The organism is Streptomyces griseoflavus (assembly GCF_014649995.1).
GTDB lineage: Bacteria > Actinomycetota > Actinomycetes > Streptomycetales > Streptomycetaceae > Streptomyces > Streptomyces griseoflavus.
In genome coordinates this window covers 59,940-77,402 of record NZ_BMUC01000005.1, presented here as the reverse complement: position 1 = coordinate 77,402, position 17,463 = coordinate 59,940, and the positions used below count along the sequence as shown (strand labels likewise).

The window sequence follows — 17,463 nt, the reverse complement described above, 5'->3', positions numbered from 1 at the left end:
ATGGAACCCATGGAGCACACGAACAACGCGGATCTCCGGGCGGACGCCGACGCGGTCCTCGCCCGTCTCGTCGGGGACACCTCGGGCGGGGCCCGGCTGCGCGAGGACCAGTGGCGGGCCATCGAGGCGCTGGTGGCCGACAAGCGCAGGGCCCTGGTCGTGCAGCGCACGGGGTGGGGGAAGTCCGCCGTCTACTTCGTGGCCACGTCGCTGCTGCGGGCGCGGGGCAGCGGCCCCACCGTGATCGTCTCTCCCCTCCTGGCGCTCATGCGCAACCAGGTGGAGGCCGCGGCCCGCGCCGGCATCCGCGCCCGGACCATCAACTCCTCGAACAGCGAGGAGTGGGACGCCATCCAGGGCGAGATCGCCGCGGGCGACGTCGATGTGCTGCTGGTGAGTCCGGAGCGGCTGAACAACCCGGACTTCCGTGACCAGGTCCTGCCCAGGCTCTCCGCGGCGACCGGGCTCCTCGTGGTCGACGAGGCGCACTGCATCTCCGACTGGGGACACGACTTCCGCCCGGACTACCGCCGGCTGCGCACCATGCTCACCGACCTCCCCGACGGCGTGCCGGTGCTCGCCACCACCGCCACCGCCAACGCGCGCGTCACCGCCGACGTCGCGGAGCAGCTCGGTACGGGCGGCTCGTCGGACGCACTGGTGCTGCGCGGTCCGCTGGACCGGGAGAGTCTGAGCCTGAGCGTGCTGGCACTGCCGGACGCCGCGCACCGGATGGCCTGGCTCGCCGACCACCTGGACGAACTCCCGGGCTCGGGGATCGTCTACACGCTGACCGTGGCCGCCGCCGAGGAGGTGACCGCCTTCCTGCGGCAGCGCGGTCACACCGTCGCCTCGTACACCGGCCGCACGGAGAACGCCGACCGGCAGCAGGCAGAGGAGGACCTGCTGGCCAACAAGGTGAAGGCGCTGGTGGCCACCTCGGCTCTCGGCATGGGCTTCGACAAGCCCGACCTGGGCTTCGTGGTCCACCTCGGTTCGCCCTCCTCCCCCATTTCCTACTACCAGCAGGTGGGCCGCGCAGGCCGCGGTGTGCGGCACGCCGAGGTGCTCCTCCTTCCCGGGAAGGAGGACGAGGCGATCTGGGAGTACTTCGCGTCGCTCGCCTTCCCCTCGGAAAACCTGGTGCGCCGCACGCTCGACGTCCTCGCGGGAGCGGACCGGCCCGTCTCCCTGCCGGCCCTCGAGCCGCTGGTCGAACTGCGCCGCTCCCGGCTGGAGACCATGCTGAAGGTGCTCGACGTGGACGGGGCGGTGAAACGCGTCAAGGGCGGCTGGATCGCCACCGGGCAGCCCTGGGCGTACGACGCCGAGCGGTACGCGTGGGTGGCCCGCCAGCGCAAGGCCGAGCAGCAGGCGATGCGCACGTACGCGACGACCACGGACTGCCGGATGGAGTTCCTGCAACGCCAACTGGACGACGAGGGCGCCAAGCCCTGCGGACGCTGCGACAACTGCGCGGGCGCCCGCTACACCGCCGACGCCTCCGCGGCCGCGCTCGAGGCGGCCCGCGTGGACCTGGGCCGGGCGGGCGTCGAGGTGGAGCCGCGGCGGATGTGGCCCACCGGACTTCCCGCGATCGGCATGGACCTCAAGGGCCGCATCCCGGCCGGGGAACAGGCCGCGCAGGGCAGGGCGCTGGGGCGGCTGTCCGACATCGGCTGGGGCAACCGGCTGCGGCCGATGTTCGCGCCCCAGGCGCCGGACGGGCCGGTGCCGGACGACGTCGCCCAGGCCGTGGTGGGTGTGCTGGCCGACTGGGCCAAGGGGCCCGGCGGATGGGCGGCGGGAGCGGTGGACGCCCGGCCCCGGCCGGTGGGGGTGGTGACCCTCGCCTCGCGCAGCCGGCCCCGGCTGATCCACTCCCTCGGAGCGCGCATCGCGGAGATCGGCCGACTGCCGCTGCTGGGGTCGGTGGAGTACACGGGCGAGGCGCGCCCCGCCTCGCGGAGCAACAGCGCCCAGCGCCTCAAGGCCCTCGACGGCGCGCTCACCGTGCCCGGCGACCTCGCGGACGCGCTCGCGCGGGCCCAGGGACCGGTCTTCCTCGTCGACGACTACACGGAGACGGGCTGGACCCTGGCCGTCGCGGCGCGACTGCTCCGGCGTGCCGGTGCACAGGGCGTACTGCCGCTGGTGCTGGCCGTACAGGGCTGACGGTTCGCCGCACCCCGCGGGTGGGGATATTAGCCGTGGAACGCCCGATACCGGCCCGCGGCTCCAATTGCTCGTTGCCGCATCCCAGTTCGACAGCAAGAATTGAAGTCCGCACCCGCACGGCTCGCCCGCCGATCAGGTAGGGCTCTGTTGCGTGCGCGCTCCCCTGATCCGTCCCCGCCCGCAGTCCGGGCGTAGCCGAAGGGAGGACCGTGACCTTCGGATTCGCTCCGTCCTCGGCGGCACCGCTGTCGACGTCCGCCGCTTCCGCCGCCCGTGTGCTCGAGCCCGCGGAGTGGGCCGCCGCGGGCATCCCGCTGCTGCGCAGTCCGCGCGAGGTCGTCAGCGGACTGCACGCCCGGCACCGCCCCGGTCCGGCGACCGCGGTCGTCGCCGTGCTGGACCCGGACGAACGCCTGCGGGCGAGCGCCTCGTTCACCCGCCGCACCGCCTCGGCGGACGGCTGGATGCTCCGCAACGTGCTGCTGGCCCAGTTGCGGCGGGTCATCCCGCACGATCTGCGGCGCCGCACACCGGTGCGCACCGCCGTGCTGCTCTACTGCCGTGAGGGTGATGCCCGGTGGACCGAGGAGGACGGCGCGTGGATGTGGGGGCTGCGGGACGCCTGCACACTGCACGGGCTGCGTTGCGGGGCCTACATCACGCTGACCCGTGACGGCTGGCAGGTGCTCGGCGAAGGGCGTGGCGGCCGGCATCCCAGCGCCGGCTCGGCGCCGGAGCCGTTCGCCATGTCCGAGGCGCCGCCGCGGATTCCGCGTACCGGCGGCGCCGCCTCGGAGGTGCTGCGCCGCGCGGCGGCCCGCTGACGTCACGGGGACGCCGCCCGGATGCCCGGGCCCGCGCGTCCGTGCGGGACCGGGTGGCGGGACGGCACCTCCGGCACGACGGACGGGCGCGAACGCGGTGGTGGCCACCGGCCGTTGCCCGTCCGGCCCCGTACGTACCGGGGCGCCGACCGCACGAACGCCGCCGCGGGGGCATCCGCGGCGTCCGCGGCTCCGGTCCGGCCTCCGGCCGGCGGTGGTGGCGCCGGGTCAGGCAGCCGTTCCCAGCATCGAGTTGATCCGCTGCGGGTCCCCGCAGACGATCAGCAGGGCGCCGGCCCGGGTGTGTGCCACCGACAGGGCGGAGACGGTCGCGGACTCCGGGCCGCCGTTGACGGCGACCACGACGACCGGCCGTGCTCCGGCACGGTCCGCGACCTGGGCGTCCGTGTAGAAGACGTCGTCGCCGGAGTCGTGCTGGGCCCAGTAGGACGCCTCACCGAAGGACAGTTCGTGGGTGGCCCACGGGTGCGGCTCACCGGTGGTGATCACCAGTACGTCGCCGGGGGCTCGCCCCGAGTCCAGCAGCAGGTCCACGGCTTCCTCGGCGGCGTCGAGCGCCCCCTCGGCGGAGGCCGGGATCAGCTGGATCTGCGGGGTGGTCGTGGTGGGTGCGGGCTTGGCCGCGGGTGCCGGCTCGGCCGTGGCCGCCGGCTTGGCCGCGGGTGCAGCGTCGCGCGGCGCGCGCTGCGCCGGCGGCGTGGGCCGTGGCGGGCCGGGACGGCCGGGACGCGAAGCCGCGGGGCGGGGACCGGGTACGGGGCGGGGGGTCGGCGCGGTGCGGCCGCTGGCCGGCGTGGCGCGGGGACCCTGGGCACTCTCGTGAATCTGAGGCTCCTCGGGAATGAGAGGCATGAGCTGATTTTTATCAAACGTTGGTACGACACGCGCCGCCGGGTGGGCACATGAGTACGAGCGGCCGGTCAGAAGTCGAAGCCGAGCTGACCCTCGATCCCCGGAACACGCCCGTCCGCCCAGCTGCGGACCTTCTTGAGGTGCCGCCACTGGGGCAGCGCATCAAGATACGCCCACGACAACCGGTGGTACGGGGTGGGGCCCCGGACCTCCAGTGCGGCCTTGTGCACGGGTGACGGATACCCGGCGTTGTCCGCAAAACCGAAGTCTGCATGGTCGATGCCCAGTTCGGCCATCATTTTGTCGCGCTGAACCTTGGCGATCACGGAGGCCGCCGCGACCGCCACGCACGACTGGTCACCCTTGATGACCGTGCGCACCCGCCAGGGTGACCCGAGGTAGTCGTGCTTGCCGTCGAGGATCACCGCGTCGGGCCGGACCGGCAGCGCGTCCAGCGCGCGGACCGCGGCCAGCCGCAGCGCGGCGGTCATCCCCAGCCGGTCGATCTCCTCGGGGGACGCGTGCCCCAGGGCGTACGACGTCACCCAGGTCCGCAGCGTCTCCGCGAGCTCGGTGCGCCGCTTGACGGTGAGGAGCTTGGAATCGGTGAGCCCCTGCGGGGGCCGGCGGAGTCCGGTGACCGCCGCGCAGACGGTGACGGGGCCGGCCCAGGCACCGCGCCCCACCTCGTCGACACCCGCAACGATCTTCGCCCCGGTCGTGGCGCGGAGAGAGCGCTCGACGGTGTGAGTAGGTGGTTCGTACGGCATGGCGCCCTTAGCGTACGCCGCCCACGACGGGGTGCGACACCCCGGCCCCCGGGTAGGGAGCGGGCAGCGTGCGGCCGAGGGGTCAGGCGCCGGTGCGCCGCAACAGCGGAACCATCAACTGGTCGATCATCTCCTCCAGATCGGCGTCGGCCAGTTCGCTGCCGCACATCTTCGACCGGTACATCATCATCGCCGGGACCGCGTCGAAGACGTAACCGTTGGCCGCGTCCGCGCGCACCTCGCCGCGTTCGATTCCACGCTCGATCACCTCGCGCAGCATTCTTATGGTCGGCTCCACGACCCCTTCGAAGATGACGGCGTGGAAGCGCTCCGCCTGCGTGCTGTCGCATTCGTAAATCACCGAGCGCACCGCGAACCCGGAGGGGGAGAACATCGCGTCGCGCGCCCGCCGGCACAGGTCGAGCAGGTCCTCGCGGACGCTCCCGAGGTCCGGCACCGCGTCGACCTGCGGAAGTCCGGCCCACAGGGCGTCGGCGACCAGGTCCTCCTTGGAGGGCCAGCGCCGGTAGACGGCGGCCTTGCCGGTCTGGGCGGCGGCGGCGACACCTTCCATCGTCAGGCCGTTCCAGCCGACCGTGCTGAGCTGCTCCAGGGCGGCATCGAGGATCGCGCGTTCCAGCACGGCGCCTCGGCGGCGGGAAGCGGCCGTATGAGCGTGGGACGCCGCCCAGCTCGAAGTAACCATCTGAACTCTCCAACGAGCAGCGGAAACGAACATGCGGGGATGAAGTACGCGCCGCGCGGCGACTGAGGGGGGACACGCCGAGCGACAACTCCCTAAGTGAACGCTTGCGTTCACTGTCAGGGACTCCTACCGTTGACGCAACAGTGAACGCGAGCGTTCACTGACACACTCGTGGGGGACCCATAGTGACAACCTCTCCTTTGATCCAGGACCGCAAGCCAGGTGCGGCCCGCCGGGGCGGACGCCCCGGCGTCGCGCTCGCCGTCATCGCGGCCTGCCAACTCATGGTGGTACTCGACGCGACGATTGTGAACATCGCGCTGCCACACATCCAGAACGCCCTTCGGTTCAGCACCACCGACCTCACCTGGGTGGTCAGCGCCTACACGCTGACCTTCGGCGGCCTGCTGCTGCTCGGCGGCCGCGCGGGCGACATACTCGGCCGCCGCCGTGTCTTCATGAGCGGCATCCTGCTGTTCACCCTGGCCTCGCTGCTCGGCGGATTCGCCCAGGAGCCGTGGCAGCTGCTGGCCGCGCGGGTGCTCCAGGGTGTGGGCGGCGCGATCGCGTCGCCGACGTCGCTGGCGCTCATCACCACCACGTTCCCCGAAGGGCCCGAGCGCAATCGGGCCTTCGGTGTCTTCGCCGCGGTCTCCGCGGGCGGAGGCGCCATCGGACTGCTCGCGGGCGGCATGCTCACCGAGTGGCTCGACTGGCGGTGGGTGCTCTTCGTCAACGTGCCGATCGGTCTGCTGATCGCCGTACTCACACCGATGTATATCAACGAGTCCGAGCGGCACACCGGCCGGTTCGACATCGCGGGAGCCGTGACCTCGACGGCCGGCATGGCCTCCCTCGTCTACGGCTTCATCCGCGCCGCGGAGGAAGGCTGGCGGGACGGCCTGACCATCGGCTCCTTCACGGCCGCCGTGGTCCTGCTGGTGGCCTTCGTGCTGATCGAGTCCCGGGCCAGGGAACCGATCACCCCGCTGCGGATGTTCACCGACCGCAACCGCGCGGGCACCTACGTGATCATGCTCAGCCTGGCCGCGGCGATGTTCGGCATGTTCTTCTACATCGTCCTGTTCGTGCAGAACGTGCTCGGGTACACCCCGATCGAGGCGGGCCTCGCCTTCCTCCCGGTGACGGTCGTGATCGCGCTCGGGGCGGGACTGTCGCAGCGGTTCCTTCCCGTGTTCGGGCCCAAGCCGTTCATGCTGGCCGGTTCGGCCCTCGCCGCGACCGGGCTGGCCTGGCAGACGCTCATCAGCTCCGACAGCTCCTACGTCACCGGCATCCTGGGTCCGATGCTCGTCTTCGGCTTCGGCATGGGCCTGAACTTCGTGACGCTGACGCTCACCGCCGTCTCCGGGGTGGCCCAGCACGAGGCCGGCGCGGCATCCGGCCTCCTGAACGCCACGCAGCAGGTGGGCGGGTCGGTGGGCCTGGCCCTCCTGACGACGGTGTTCGGCACGGCGAGCAGGAACGAGGCGGAGAAGCAGGTGCCCGCCTTCCTCGCCGAGGGGACGGCCGAGCAGAAGGCGCAGTTCGCGCAGACCCAGCAGTTGCCCGCGCCCTGGGGGCACGAGGTGCTGGCGCAGGGCATCTCCACGGCCTTCGTCCCCGCCGCCGCGATGGCCGTACTCGCCCTGGGCACCGCGTGGTTCGTCATCCGGGTCCGCAAGAGCGACCTGGAGGCGCTGTCCGGCACGGCCGGACCCGGCATGGGCTGAGCCGCGACTCCCGCGGGTCCCGCCCGGCGGTTCCCCGACCGTCACGGGGGTCGGCCGGGGAACGCCGGGCCGGCCCCCGGGACACGGCACCACGGCGCCCGGCGCGAGCCGGACGGCGAGCCACCTCCACAAGGTCATGGCGACCGCCCCTCTCCCCGACCGACGACACCCCGCCCGGCACACCCGTGTGTGCCGGGCCTCATGCCTCACACAGCGCTTGTCCGGACAACGCACGGCCGGTCACGGAGAGTTCCCGGAGCGCACGGAGAGTTCCGGTGGAGCTCCCGAGCTCAGACCCGGGTCGGCATCCACTCCGGCAGCGACTCGACCTGCCCGGCCCAGTCGGCGGGCGGGGCCCCGGCCTTCCCGGCGGCGACCACCCCTCCGACGATCGCGCAGGTCGTGTCGACGTCTCCGCCCACCTGAGCGGTCGTCCAGAAGGCCCCCTCGTAGTCACCGAGGGACCGGGCCGCCGACCAGAGCGCGAAGGGAACGGTGTCATGGGCCGTCGTACGCCGTCCGCAGCCGAGCACGGCCGCGACGGTGGCGGCGTCACCGTAGTCGAGCATGTCCCGGCCCCGGCGCAGACCGGCGCCGACGGCGCTCCTCGCCGGGACCAGACCGATCACCCCGTCCAGGAGGGCCTCCGGGCCGGGCGGCCCGCCCGGCGCGGCGGCGAACGCGGCGGCCGCGGCGACGGCCATGGCGCCGACCACGGCCTCACGATGCTGGTGGGTGGGGTAGGCGGAGATCTCGGCCTGGTGGGTGGCCTGCTCCGGGTCGTCCGCGTACCAGGCGCCCAGCGGGGCGATCCGCATCGCGGCGCCGTTGCCCCAGGACCCCTGCCCGTTGAAGAGCGCGGCGGCCAGCTCACGCCAGTCCCCGCCCTCGCGGACCAGGCGCAGCAGCCGGTTGACCGCGGGACCGTATCCCCGGTCGAAGTCGTGGTGGTCGGCGAAGGAACGCGCCAGGGCGTCCTGGTCGATCCGGTGGTGCGCGGCCAGGACGGCGACGACGGAGCACGCCATCTCGGTGTCGTCGGTCCACTGCCACGGACCCGGGGGCAGTTCCCGGCGCTTGAGCAGCGGGTAGTTCACCGGCACGAAGAACTGGGAGCCGAGCGCGTCGCCCACGGACAGTCCGCGCAGGCTGGCCAGAGCGCGCTCCAGGCGCCCGGCGGGAGAAGAATCAGAGGTCATCGCCCTGCCACTCTATCCGTGACCCCCTGTCTATCCGGTGATCCCGTACGGTTCCGGTTCGCGCCAGCGTTCGAAGGGCCGGTCGAGGGTGTACTTGCCGTTCTCCCCCAGAACGAGCATCCGCATCTCGGCGTTCCCCGGGTTCGACAGCGACTCGAACTCCGCCACGGTCCAGTGGAACCACCGCATGCAGAACAGCCGCATGGCCAGCCCGTGGGTGACGATCAGGACGTTCGGCGGATGGTCGGGGGCCTCGAAGCTGCGGAAGAGGCTTTCGAGGAAGCCGCCGACCCGGTCGTAGACGTCGGCTCCGGACTCCCCTTGCGCGAAGCGGTAGTAGAAGTGCCCGTAGGCGTCCCGGTACGCCTTCTGCAGACGCACGTCCTCGCGGTCCTGCCAGTTGCCCCAGTCCTGCTCGCGCAGCCGCGGCTCCTCGCGCACGCGTATCAGCCCCGGGTCGAACCCGAAGGCGCTCAGCGTCTGGTGCGTGCGCCGGTACGGGGAGACGTAGACGCTGACGCGTTCGTCGCCGAACAGGGTGCGCAGCCGCTCCCCCGTCTCCTCCGCCTGCCGCCGGCCGCGCTCGGTCAGGGCCAGGGCGTGGTCGGGTTCGCGTTCGTAGACGGAGTCATCGACATTGCCCGTCGACTCGCCGTGCCGGACAAGGACGATGCGCCGTGGTCGTACCATGCCAAGACCCTAGATCGGGTGACGTCCGGACGGGCACTCGTGCGGTCCCCATACGGCGTACGTCACACACCTTCCCCACCGTGGGGCCCGGGCGGCGACCCGCCCACCCGTGACGGAGCGAGCATTTCCGGTTCCAGGGCTCGGACCGTCCAGGCATTCCGTCGCCGGGGCTCAGACCGTCCAGGCCTTCTCCATGTCGACGATGTCTCCCGCCAGGGCCGCGACATCGGCCTCCGTCTGCGCCCGCAGCGCCAGCCGCTCCACCCGCTCGGCGCGGTACTTGCCGTGCTCGGCGGCCGAACGCCACATCGACAGCACCAGGAACTCGTGCCCGGGCGCCTCGCCGAACAGTCCCCGGACCATGCCGGGCGAGCCGGCCATCGCCGGGTTCCAGACCTTCTCCTGCATCAGGACGAAGTGTTCCGCCCGCTCCTCGTGGACCCGGCACAGGGCCACCCGGAGCAGGTCGGCGTCGGTGAAGCGCGGTTCGAAGCCGGTCTTCACGTCGAAACGGTGGTCGAAGAGCCTGACCTGGGCGTCCTTGAAGGTGCCCGCCTGGGTGGAGGCGAGCCGGTCGTGGGAGCGCGCCATGAAGGAGTCGTAGAAGGCGCGGCTCTCCCAGAAGGAGAAGATGTGCGCCACGTCCGCCCGTCCCCGGCTCCAGCCCCCGCCCTGCCCCCGAAACCCCGGCTCCCCCAGAAGCCCCGCCCACTTCCGCTGCCCCCGCTCGAACCCGCGGCGGTCCACCACGGTGCAGCGAATCCACTTGACCAGCACCGCGCCATCGTAAGGCCCCGGGGCGTGGCGTCGGTCACCCTCGTCGGGACCGCTTGGCGGCATCGGTCGCCACGCGCATGGCAGGATGGACAACCTGCCACGAACGCCCGGCAGTTGGGGTGGGCCGGGCAGGACGGTCACGGGAAGGGGAAGACTGGTGAACGGCCTCAGCAAGGGCTTCGGGAAGGTCGAGATCGCACTGCGGTGGGACCCGAGTCCTTCGGGTGAACCCTCCACCGACCTGGACCTCGTCGCCGCGCCCTATCCGGCGGGCGACCCGCACGGTGATCCCGCCTACGTGGTGCACTTCGACAGTCGTTCCCCCGACGGCACCATCATCCTCAACCGGGACAGCAAGGACGGTAAGGGCTTCGGCTACGACGAGGTCATGACGCTGGAACTGGACCGGCTCCACGAGCGGTACGCGCGCGTAGTGGTCGGTGTGGTCATCCAGCAGCACCGGACGCGGCGGACCTTCTCCGGCGTGGACAGCCCGGGTCTGCGCATCCGCGAGGGCTACACCGTCCTGGCCGAGGACGACTTCGGCGGCGTCCCGGGGGCCACGGCGGCGACGGTCGCGGAGTTCGTGCGCGAGGGGTCGGGTCCCTGGGAGTTCCGCTTCGGCGTCCAGGGCTTCGAGGGCGACCCGGCGGACTTCCCCCGCGCGATGGGAGCCGTACGCCGGGCCTGACGGCGCGGGGGACCCGGGCCGTCACGGCGGGCCCGGGCCGACGGAGCGGAGCGCCGGGGGCGGTGGTACCGGGAGGCCGGCACCACCGCCCCCGGCGCCGGCGCGTGCGGCCGGGCGGGGTGCTCCCGGCTCACGGCGCGTGGTCGCGGAAGGCACGCAGGTCGAGTTCCGGTGCCATGGAGCCCGCCGGCCAGGTCATCCGCCCGTCACCGGCCGCCAGTCCCTCCCGTGCGGCGACGCACCAGTCCGCACGGTCGGTGAGGGCGAGGTAGGACGTCCGGACCTGGTCCCAGCGCGCCCTGACCGCGGCGTCGTCGGACCAGGCGGGCGTCTCGGCGCCCAGGTACTGGGCGACACTCGCCGCGGCGAAGTACCGCTCGGCCGTCGGCCCCAGGTCCGTGATGTGGCGGACGTGCGCCTCCATCACCGTGAGCGCCTGCGGGTAGTGACGCAACGAGGTGCCCATCCCCTCGCAGTGCTTCATAACGTGCAGGATCCGGCCCGCGTGGTCCACGATCCCGGCGTCGTGCCCGGACCGCACGATGACCTCGTGGAGCACGGTCACCCGGGCGACCTCGGCGGCGAAGTAGCCGTTGAGGTGGTCCCCGTCGACGGCTCTGCGCAGCAGCCACGGCCGGACGGCCGGGTGGTCGTCCAGATGCCGGCAGAGCGTGTCCACCGCGTGCACGCGGCCCCAGGCCGTCACGCGTTCGGCCAGCCAGATCAGTGCCTCGACGCCGCCCGGCAGGCGGTCCAGAGCCCTTACCGCCAGTGGACCGAAGGGGTTGGACAGGAGGCCGATGGTCTGGATGAGGGGGATGTCGTCCACCGTGGCGGTCTCGGTGAGGAGCGCGAGCCCGACGGCCACGGGGGTGAGACCGGTCCCGTGCCGGACCAGCCACCGTCCGGTCTCCCGGACCCTGGGCGCCGGTGCGCCGAGTGCCACGGCGGTGACGCTCTCGTCGTGCCGGGAGGGAAACGGGACGTCGCGGAGCCCGGCGGCCAGCCGGTGGGGCGGGGTGCGGGGGTCGAGGAAGTAGGCGCCGAGGATGCCCGCGGCCTCGTCGGTTCCGCCGTCGTGGTCGTGCGTCCGCTGCCGACGGCGACGCCGCGCGGTCGCGGGAAACGGTTCTCCGCTGCGGAGGAGCGGCTCGTCCGGGGTCAGGCGGTGCAGCCGGAGGGCGTGCAGGAACAGGGGCGTCGGGACACCGGGCAGTCCGGTCCCGGGCGTCTCGCTCACCGGTGGGTGGCGGACTCGATTCTCTTGATCATGCCCGGCAGCCTGCCACCGTCTCCCCCGCCGAGACAACCCCCGCGGTGCGGCCGACGGCCGCACCGCGCCACGGACATGCCGAGGGCGGCGGCGCCGGAAACCGGCACCACCGCCCTGACCGGGCACTCTCATGCCCGGGCCGTGCCCTGTGTCAGCTGCAGCCGCTCGTCGAGCCGCAACCCTCGCAGATGTAGCAGGAACCGGCCCGCTGCATCTTCGTACCGCAGGAGAAGCACAGCGGGGCGTCCGCCTGGATGCCCAGCTGCATCTCGACCAGCTCGGCGCTGGTGTGGGCCTGCTTCGGGGCGGGCTCGACCGCCTCGACCTCGGCCTTCGGCGCGGCGACCGCCTTCAGTTCCTGGGCCAGCGGCGCCGACTGGGCGAGGCCCTCGACGTCGAGCTCGTCGTCGGACGGCTCGTACGAACCGGTCTCCAGGTGACGCTGACGCTCCTCGGCGGAGTGGATGCCGAGCGCGGAGCGCGTCTCGAAGGGCAGGAAGTCCAGCGCCAGGCGGCGGAAGATGTAGTCGACGATCGACTGCGCCATCCGCACGTCGGGGTCGTCCGTCATGCCGGCCGGCTCGAAGCGCATGTTGGTGAACTTCGAGACGTACGTCTCCAGCGGCACGCCGTACTGGAGGCCCACGGAGACGGCGATGGAGAAGGCGTCCATCATGCCGGCGAGGGTGGAGCCCTGCTTGGACATCTTCAGGAAGACCTCGCCGAGACCGTCGTCCGGGTAGGAATTGGCGGTCATGTAGCCCTCGGCGCCACCGACCGTGAACGAGGTGGTGATGCCGGGACGGCCCTTGGGGAGACGCTTGCGGACCGGGCGGTACTCGACCACCTTCTCGACCGCGGCGCGGATCGTCTCCTCGGCCTTCTCGGTGACCTCGGCCTTCTCCTTCTCCTTGGTCTTCGCGGAGAGCGGCTGGCCGACCTTGCAGTTGTCGCGGTAGATCGCGAGCGCCTTGACGCCGAGCTTCCAGGCCTCGAAGTAGATCTCCTCGACCTCCTCGACGGTCGCCGTCTCCGGCATGTTGACCGTCTTGGAGATGGCGCCGGAGATCCAGGGCTGGATCGCGGCCATCATGCGGACGTGGCCCATCGGGGAGATCGCCCGCTCGCCCATGGCGCAGTCGAACACCTCGTAGTGCTCCGGCTTGAGGCCGGGGGCGTCGATCACATTGCCGTTCTCGGCGATGTGGGCGACGATCGCCTCGATCTGCTCCTCCTGGTAGCCCAGGCGGCGCAGGGCCTGCGGGACGGTGCCGTTGACGATCTGCATGGAGCCGCCGCCGACGAGCTTCTTGAACTTGACCAGCGCCAGGTCCGGCTCGACACCGGTGGTGTCGCAGGACATCGCCAGGCCGATGGTGCCGGTCGGGGCGAGCACCGACGCCTGGGCGTTGCGGAAGCCGTTCTTCTCGCCGACGCGGACCACGTCCTGCCAGGCCTCGGTGGCGGCGGCCCACACCGGGGTGTCCAGGTCGTCCATGCGCACGGCCGTGCCGTTGGCGTCGGCGTGCTGCTTCATGACGCGCTTGTGGGCGTCGGCGTTGCGCGCGTAACCGTCGTACGGGCCGACGATCCCGGCGAGTTCGGCGGAGCGCCGGTACGCCGTGCCGGTCATCAGGGAGGTGATGGCACCGGCGAGGGCGCGGCCGCCGTCGGAGTCGTAGGCGTGGCCGGTTGCCATCAGCAGGGCGCCGAGGTTGGCGTAGCCGATGCCGAGCTGGCGGAAGGCGCGGGTGTTCTCGCCGATCTTCTGGGTCGGGAAGTCCGCGAAGCAGATCGAGATGTCCATCGCGGTGATGACCAGCTCGACGACCTTCTGGAAGCGCTCGGTCTCGAAGGACTGGTTGCCCAGGCCGTCGTCCTTGAGGAACTTCATCAGGTTCAGCGAGGCCAGGTTGCAGGACGTGTTGTCCAGGTGCATGTACTCGCTGCACGGGTTCGACGCGGTGATCCGGCCGGACTCGGGGCAGGTGTGCCAGTTGTTGATGACGCCGTCGTACTGGATGCCCGGGTCGGCGCAGGCCCACGCGGCCTCGGCGAGCTTGCGGAACAGCGCCTTGGCGTCGACCTCCTCGATGACCTCACCGGTCATCCGGGCGCGCAGGCCGAACCGGCCGCCCTGCTCGACCGCCCGCATGAACTCGTCGTTCACGCGGACCGAGTTGTTGGCGTTCTGGTACTGGACGGAGGCGATGTCGTCGCCGCCCAGGTCCATGTCGAAGCCCGCGTCGCGCAGGACGCGGATCTTCTCCTCTTCCTTGACCTTGGTCTCGATGAAGTCCTCGATGTCCGGGTGGTCCACGTCGAGGACGACCATCTTGGCGGCGCGGCGGGTGGCGCCACCGGACTTGATCGTGCCGGCGGAGGCGTCCGCGCCGCGCATGAAGGAGACCGGGCCGGAGGCGTTGCCGCCGGAGGACAGCAGCTCCTTGGAGGAGCGGATCCGGGAGAGGTTCAGGCCGGCTCCGGAGCCGCCCTTGAAGATCATGCCCTCTTCCTTGTACCAGTCGAGGATCGACTCCATGGAGTCGTCGACGGACAGGATGAAGCAGGCGGAGACCTGCTGCGGCTGGGGCGTGCCCACGTTGAACCACACGGGGCTGTTGAAGCTGAAGATCTGGTGCAGGAGGGCGTACGCCAGCTCGTGCTCGAAGATCTCGGCGTCGGCGGGCGAGGCGAAGTACCTGTGGTCCTCGCCGGCCTTCCGGTACGTCTTCACGATGCGGTCGATCAGCTGCCTGAGGCCGGTCTCGCGCTGCGGGGTGCCCACGGCACCGCGGAAGTACTTGCTGGTCACGATGTTGACCGCGTTCACCGACCAGAAGTCGGGGAACTCCACGCCGCGCTGCTCGAAGTTGACCGAGCCGTCGCGCCAGTTGGTCATGACGACGTCACGGCGTTCCCAGGTCACCTCGTCGTAGGGGTGGACTCCCGGGGTGGTGTGGATGCGCTCGACCCGCAGCCCCTTGCCGGTCTTGGTGCCCTTGGCTCGGGAACTCCGTGCCGGACCGCTCGCCGTCTCTGTCATGCCGCCTCCCTGGTACGGGCGAAAACGCCCTGAAGTGCCCCGATTGTTCCCGTGGCACGGTGTTCTGTCTGGTGCTGCGGGCGCCCACTCGCCTGCCCGCAACGGGTCTTCTCATCGCCGCCGCCCGGCCGGTCCCCGTGTCCTGACGCCCGGGGCCGGCCCGCCGGTCAGCCGGCGGCGGGAGCGGGCCGGGGAACCTGCACGGTTCCCCCGGACCCGCCGTCTTCTTCCTGGCTCCCCGGAACGGCCCCGACGCCGTCCCCGTCGCCCTCGGCGGGCCGCTCCGCCCGCCGGAGTTCCGCGATCGCGGCCTCGAAGTCGTCCAGCGAGTCGAACGCCCGGTAGACGGACGCGAACCGCAGATAGGCGACGAGGTCGAGTTCCTGCAACGGGCCGAGTATGGCCAGCCCCACGTCGTGGGTGGTCAGCTCGGCGCTTCCGGTGGCCCGCACCGCCTCCTCGACCCGCTGGCCGAGCTGGGCCAGGGCGTCCTCGGTGACGGGCCGCCCCTGGCATGCCTTGCGCACACCGTTGATGACCTTGGTGCGGCTGAACGGTTCGGTGACCCCGGACCGCTTGACCACCATGAGCGAACACGTCTCCACGGTCGTGAAACGACGGGAGCAGTCCGGACACTGGCGGCGCCTGCGGATCGACGTGCCGTCGTCGGTCGTACGGCTGTCGACGACACGGCTGTCGGGGTGCCTGCAGAAGGGGCAGTGCATGGAACTCCCAACCCTCCTCACAGCAGACTCAATGACCTCGCAGGCCCTCAGGGGCCTCACGAAGCAGCACCAGCATAGGCGATCGTGGAGGGCTCGAAGACCCGGGGGACCACAACTTCTGGGCTGCTGCCGCAATCCAACCACTAGATGTGGGGATTGGCTCAAACATTCACGCTCTGCACGCGTGTCGCGTACGCACCGGAACCGGACGTCGTGCGACAGGGAGACCGCGTGCCCCGGAGAGGAGGAAACATGCGGCGCAGGAGGGAAGCCGGGGGCCGCTTCCCGCGCGCGGGGGCGCCCGATGGCAGGATGGGGCCGACAACCCGGAAGGTCATCGCCTCGGCGGTGAAGAGTACAACGATCAGCCCGTTTGTCCGGCCGAGAGCGTGGCGACCAATACACCTCGACACAAGATCGCGTACCCCAATTCGCGTTTTTTCACTCGAACGTGTGTTTGGCGCAACCTTTCGAAAGCAACTACCGTTGTGCTGCAGGGAGACCATCGAGAGGGGCCGACGTGACCACCACCGCAGACAGTGCCGCCATCACTGCCCAGGACCACTCCCAGGGCCGGCTCGAACCGGTGCACGCGATCAACGAAACCGTGCATCCCGAGGGACCCAAGCGCTCCCTGCCGGGCCGACCTCCCGGCATCCGGGCGGACAGCTCCGGACTCACCGACCGCCAGCGCCGGGTGATCGAGGTCATCAGGGACTCCGTGCAGCGACGGGGCTACCCGCCCTCGATGCGGGAGATCGGCCAGGCGGTCGGCCTCTCCAGCACCTCCTCGGTGGCACACCAGCTCATGGCACTCGAGCGCAAGGGCTTCCTGCGCCGCGACCCGCACCGCCCCCGGGCGTACGAGGTGCGCGGCTCCGACCAGGCCGCCTCCGTGCAGCCGACGGACACCGCCGGCAAGCCCGCCGCGTCCTACGTCCCGCTGGTCGGCCGTATCGCCGCCGGTGGTCCGATCCTCGCCGAGGAGTCCGTGGAGGACGTCTTCCCGCTGCCCCGGCAGCTGGTCGGTGACGGCGAGCTGTTCGTGCTGAAGGTCGTGGGCGACTCCATGATCGAGGCCGCGATCTGCGACGGGGACTGGGTCACGGTCCGCCGCCAGCCGGTCGCGGAGAACGGCGACATCGTGGCGGCGATGCTCGACGGCGAGGCGACCGTCAAGCGCTTCAAGCGCGAGGACGGCCATGTGTGGCTCCTCCCGCACAACGCCGCCTACGAGCCGATCCCCGGCGACGACGCGACCATCCTCGGCAAGGTGGTGGCCGTACTGCGCCGCGTCTGAGCACAGCGCGGGACCGGCCTCGGCCTCGACCCCGCTCCCTGACCGGGCCCCGGAACCCCTGCGCCGGTTCCGGGGTCCTGTGCTGTCCGGACCCGCTCCACCCGACGTGGTGTGCCGCCGGCCATGCGGCACACCACCGGAATCACTCCGCGCCGGCCTCCTCCTCGGCCTCCGCCCGCACGGCCGCCGCGTCGATGGCGGCCAGCGACTTCCTGACCTGGTTGCGGTCCGTGGTGTACCAGAAGTCGGGCAGGGAGGCCTTGAGGTAGCTCCCGTAGCGGGCGGTGGCCAGGCGCTGATCCAGCACGGCGACCACACCCCGGTCCCCCGACGCGCGGACGAGACGGCCGGCGCCCTGCGCCATGAGCAGCGCGGCGTGGGTCGCGGCGACCGCCATGAATCCGTTGCCGCCCGCCTCCTCCACGGCCTTCTGGCGGGCGCTCATCAGGGGATCGTCCGGACGCGGGAAGGGGATCTTGTCCATGACCACCAGCTGACAGCTGGGGCCCGGCACGTCGACGCCCTGCCAGAGCGACAGCGTGCCGAAGAGACAGGTCCTCGGGTCGGCCGCGAAGTTCTTGATCAGCTCGCCGAGCGTCTCCTCGCCCTGGAGGAGGATCGGGAACTGGGGAATGCGCGAGCGCAGCTCCTCGGCGGCCAGCTGCGCGGCCCGCATCG

15 protein-coding genes are annotated in these 17,463 nt (G+C 71.5%); 5 read left to right on the top strand and 10 right to left on the bottom strand.

From position 1 onward, the window contains the following. Window positions 1–9: 9 nt before the first annotated feature. Window positions 10–2,175: a RecQ family ATP-dependent DNA helicase gene (locus tag IE172_RS13280; protein ID WP_190097403.1), complete on the top strand. Its 2,166-nt coding sequence runs from the start codon at window positions 10–12 to the stop codon at window positions 2,173–2,175. Window positions 2,176–2,387: 212 nt separating this feature from the next. Next, window positions 2,388–3,002 carry a hypothetical protein gene (locus IE172_RS13275; protein WP_190097402.1) on the top strand — a complete coding sequence of 205 codons (615 nt, stop codon included), beginning with the start codon at window positions 2,388–2,390 and terminating at the stop codon, window positions 3,000–3,002. Between the two features lie 228 nt (window positions 3,003–3,230). Here IE172_RS13275 and IE172_RS13270 read toward each other — a convergent pair whose 3' ends face one another. From IE172_RS13270 to IE172_RS13260, 3 genes are all read right to left on the bottom strand, one after another. Beyond that, window positions 3,231–3,875: a hypothetical protein gene (locus tag IE172_RS13270; protein WP_190097401.1), complete on the bottom strand. Its 645-nt coding sequence runs from the start codon at window positions 3,873–3,875 to the stop codon at window positions 3,231–3,233. Between the two features lie 68 nt (window positions 3,876–3,943). Then, complete coding sequence (rnhB, locus tag IE172_RS13265; RefSeq protein WP_190097400.1) at window positions 3,944–4,645, bottom strand: ribonuclease HII; 702 nt, start codon at window positions 4,643–4,645, stop codon at window positions 3,944–3,946. Window positions 4,646–4,727: 82 nt separating this feature from the next. After that, on the bottom strand, window positions 4,728–5,351 hold the full coding sequence (locus tag IE172_RS13260) for a TetR/AcrR family transcriptional regulator (protein WP_190097399.1): 624 nt from the start codon (window positions 5,349–5,351) through the stop codon (window positions 4,728–4,730). 185 nt (window positions 5,352–5,536) lie between these two features. Here IE172_RS13260 and IE172_RS13255 point away from each other — a divergent pair, with 185 nt between their 5' ends. Continuing rightward, window positions 5,537–7,084 carry an MFS transporter gene (locus IE172_RS13255; RefSeq protein WP_190097398.1) on the top strand — a complete coding sequence of 516 codons (1,548 nt, stop codon included), beginning with the start codon at window positions 5,537–5,539 and terminating at the stop codon, window positions 7,082–7,084. A 290-nt stretch (window positions 7,085–7,374) separates the two neighbouring features. Here the strand turns inward: IE172_RS13255 and IE172_RS13250 are convergent, their stop codons facing one another. The 3 genes from IE172_RS13250 to IE172_RS13240 all read right to left on the bottom strand — a co-directional run bounded on the left by IE172_RS13250 (window position 7,375) and on the right by IE172_RS13240 (window position 9,750). Further along, on the bottom strand, window positions 7,375–8,283 hold the full coding sequence (locus tag IE172_RS13250) for an ADP-ribosylglycohydrolase family protein (protein WP_190097397.1): 909 nt from the start codon (window positions 8,281–8,283) through the stop codon (window positions 7,375–7,377). Between the two features lie 30 nt (window positions 8,284–8,313). Then, a complete protein-coding gene (locus IE172_RS13245; protein ID WP_190097396.1) occupies window positions 8,314–8,973 on the bottom strand; it encodes a histidine phosphatase family protein in 660 nt (219 codons plus the stop codon). A gap of 171 nt (window positions 8,974–9,144) precedes the next feature. Then, on the bottom strand, window positions 9,145–9,750 hold the full coding sequence (locus tag IE172_RS13240; RefSeq protein ID WP_190097395.1) for a YdbC family protein: 606 nt from the start codon (window positions 9,748–9,750) through the stop codon (window positions 9,145–9,147). Between the two features lie 157 nt (window positions 9,751–9,907). On the opposite strand from IE172_RS13240, the gene IE172_RS13235 reads away from it, so the two are divergent. Next, window positions 9,908–10,441: a TerD family protein gene (locus IE172_RS13235; protein ID WP_190097394.1), complete on the top strand. Its 534-nt coding sequence runs from the start codon at window positions 9,908–9,910 to the stop codon at window positions 10,439–10,441. A 130-nt stretch (window positions 10,442–10,571) separates the two neighbouring features. Here IE172_RS13235 and IE172_RS13230 read toward each other — a convergent pair whose 3' ends face one another. From IE172_RS13230 to nrdR, 3 genes are all read right to left on the bottom strand, one after another. Then, window positions 10,572–11,681, bottom strand: a complete 1,110-nt coding sequence (locus IE172_RS13230) for a hypothetical protein (RefSeq protein ID WP_190097393.1) — start codon at window positions 11,679–11,681, stop codon at window positions 10,572–10,574. 184 nt (window positions 11,682–11,865) lie between these two features. Beyond that, window positions 11,866–14,760, bottom strand: a complete 2,895-nt coding sequence (locus IE172_RS13225; protein ID WP_190097392.1) for a vitamin B12-dependent ribonucleotide reductase — start codon at window positions 14,758–14,760, stop codon at window positions 11,866–11,868. A gap of 167 nt (window positions 14,761–14,927) precedes the next feature. Continuing rightward, window positions 14,928–15,485: a transcriptional regulator NrdR gene (gene nrdR, locus IE172_RS13220; RefSeq protein ID WP_190097391.1), complete on the bottom strand. Its 558-nt coding sequence runs from the start codon at window positions 15,483–15,485 to the stop codon at window positions 14,928–14,930. A gap of 520 nt (window positions 15,486–16,005) precedes the next feature. Here nrdR and lexA point away from each other — a divergent pair. Next, window positions 16,006–16,785, top strand: a complete 780-nt coding sequence (gene lexA / locus IE172_RS13215) for a transcriptional repressor LexA (protein ID WP_190097390.1) — start codon at window positions 16,006–16,008, stop codon at window positions 16,783–16,785. A gap of 142 nt (window positions 16,786–16,927) precedes the next feature. Here lexA and IE172_RS34470 read toward each other — a convergent pair. Then, window positions 16,928–17,463 (bottom strand): ATP-dependent DNA helicase (locus tag IE172_RS34470; RefSeq protein ID WP_306432788.1); only part of this gene is annotated, 536 nt, incomplete at its 5' end.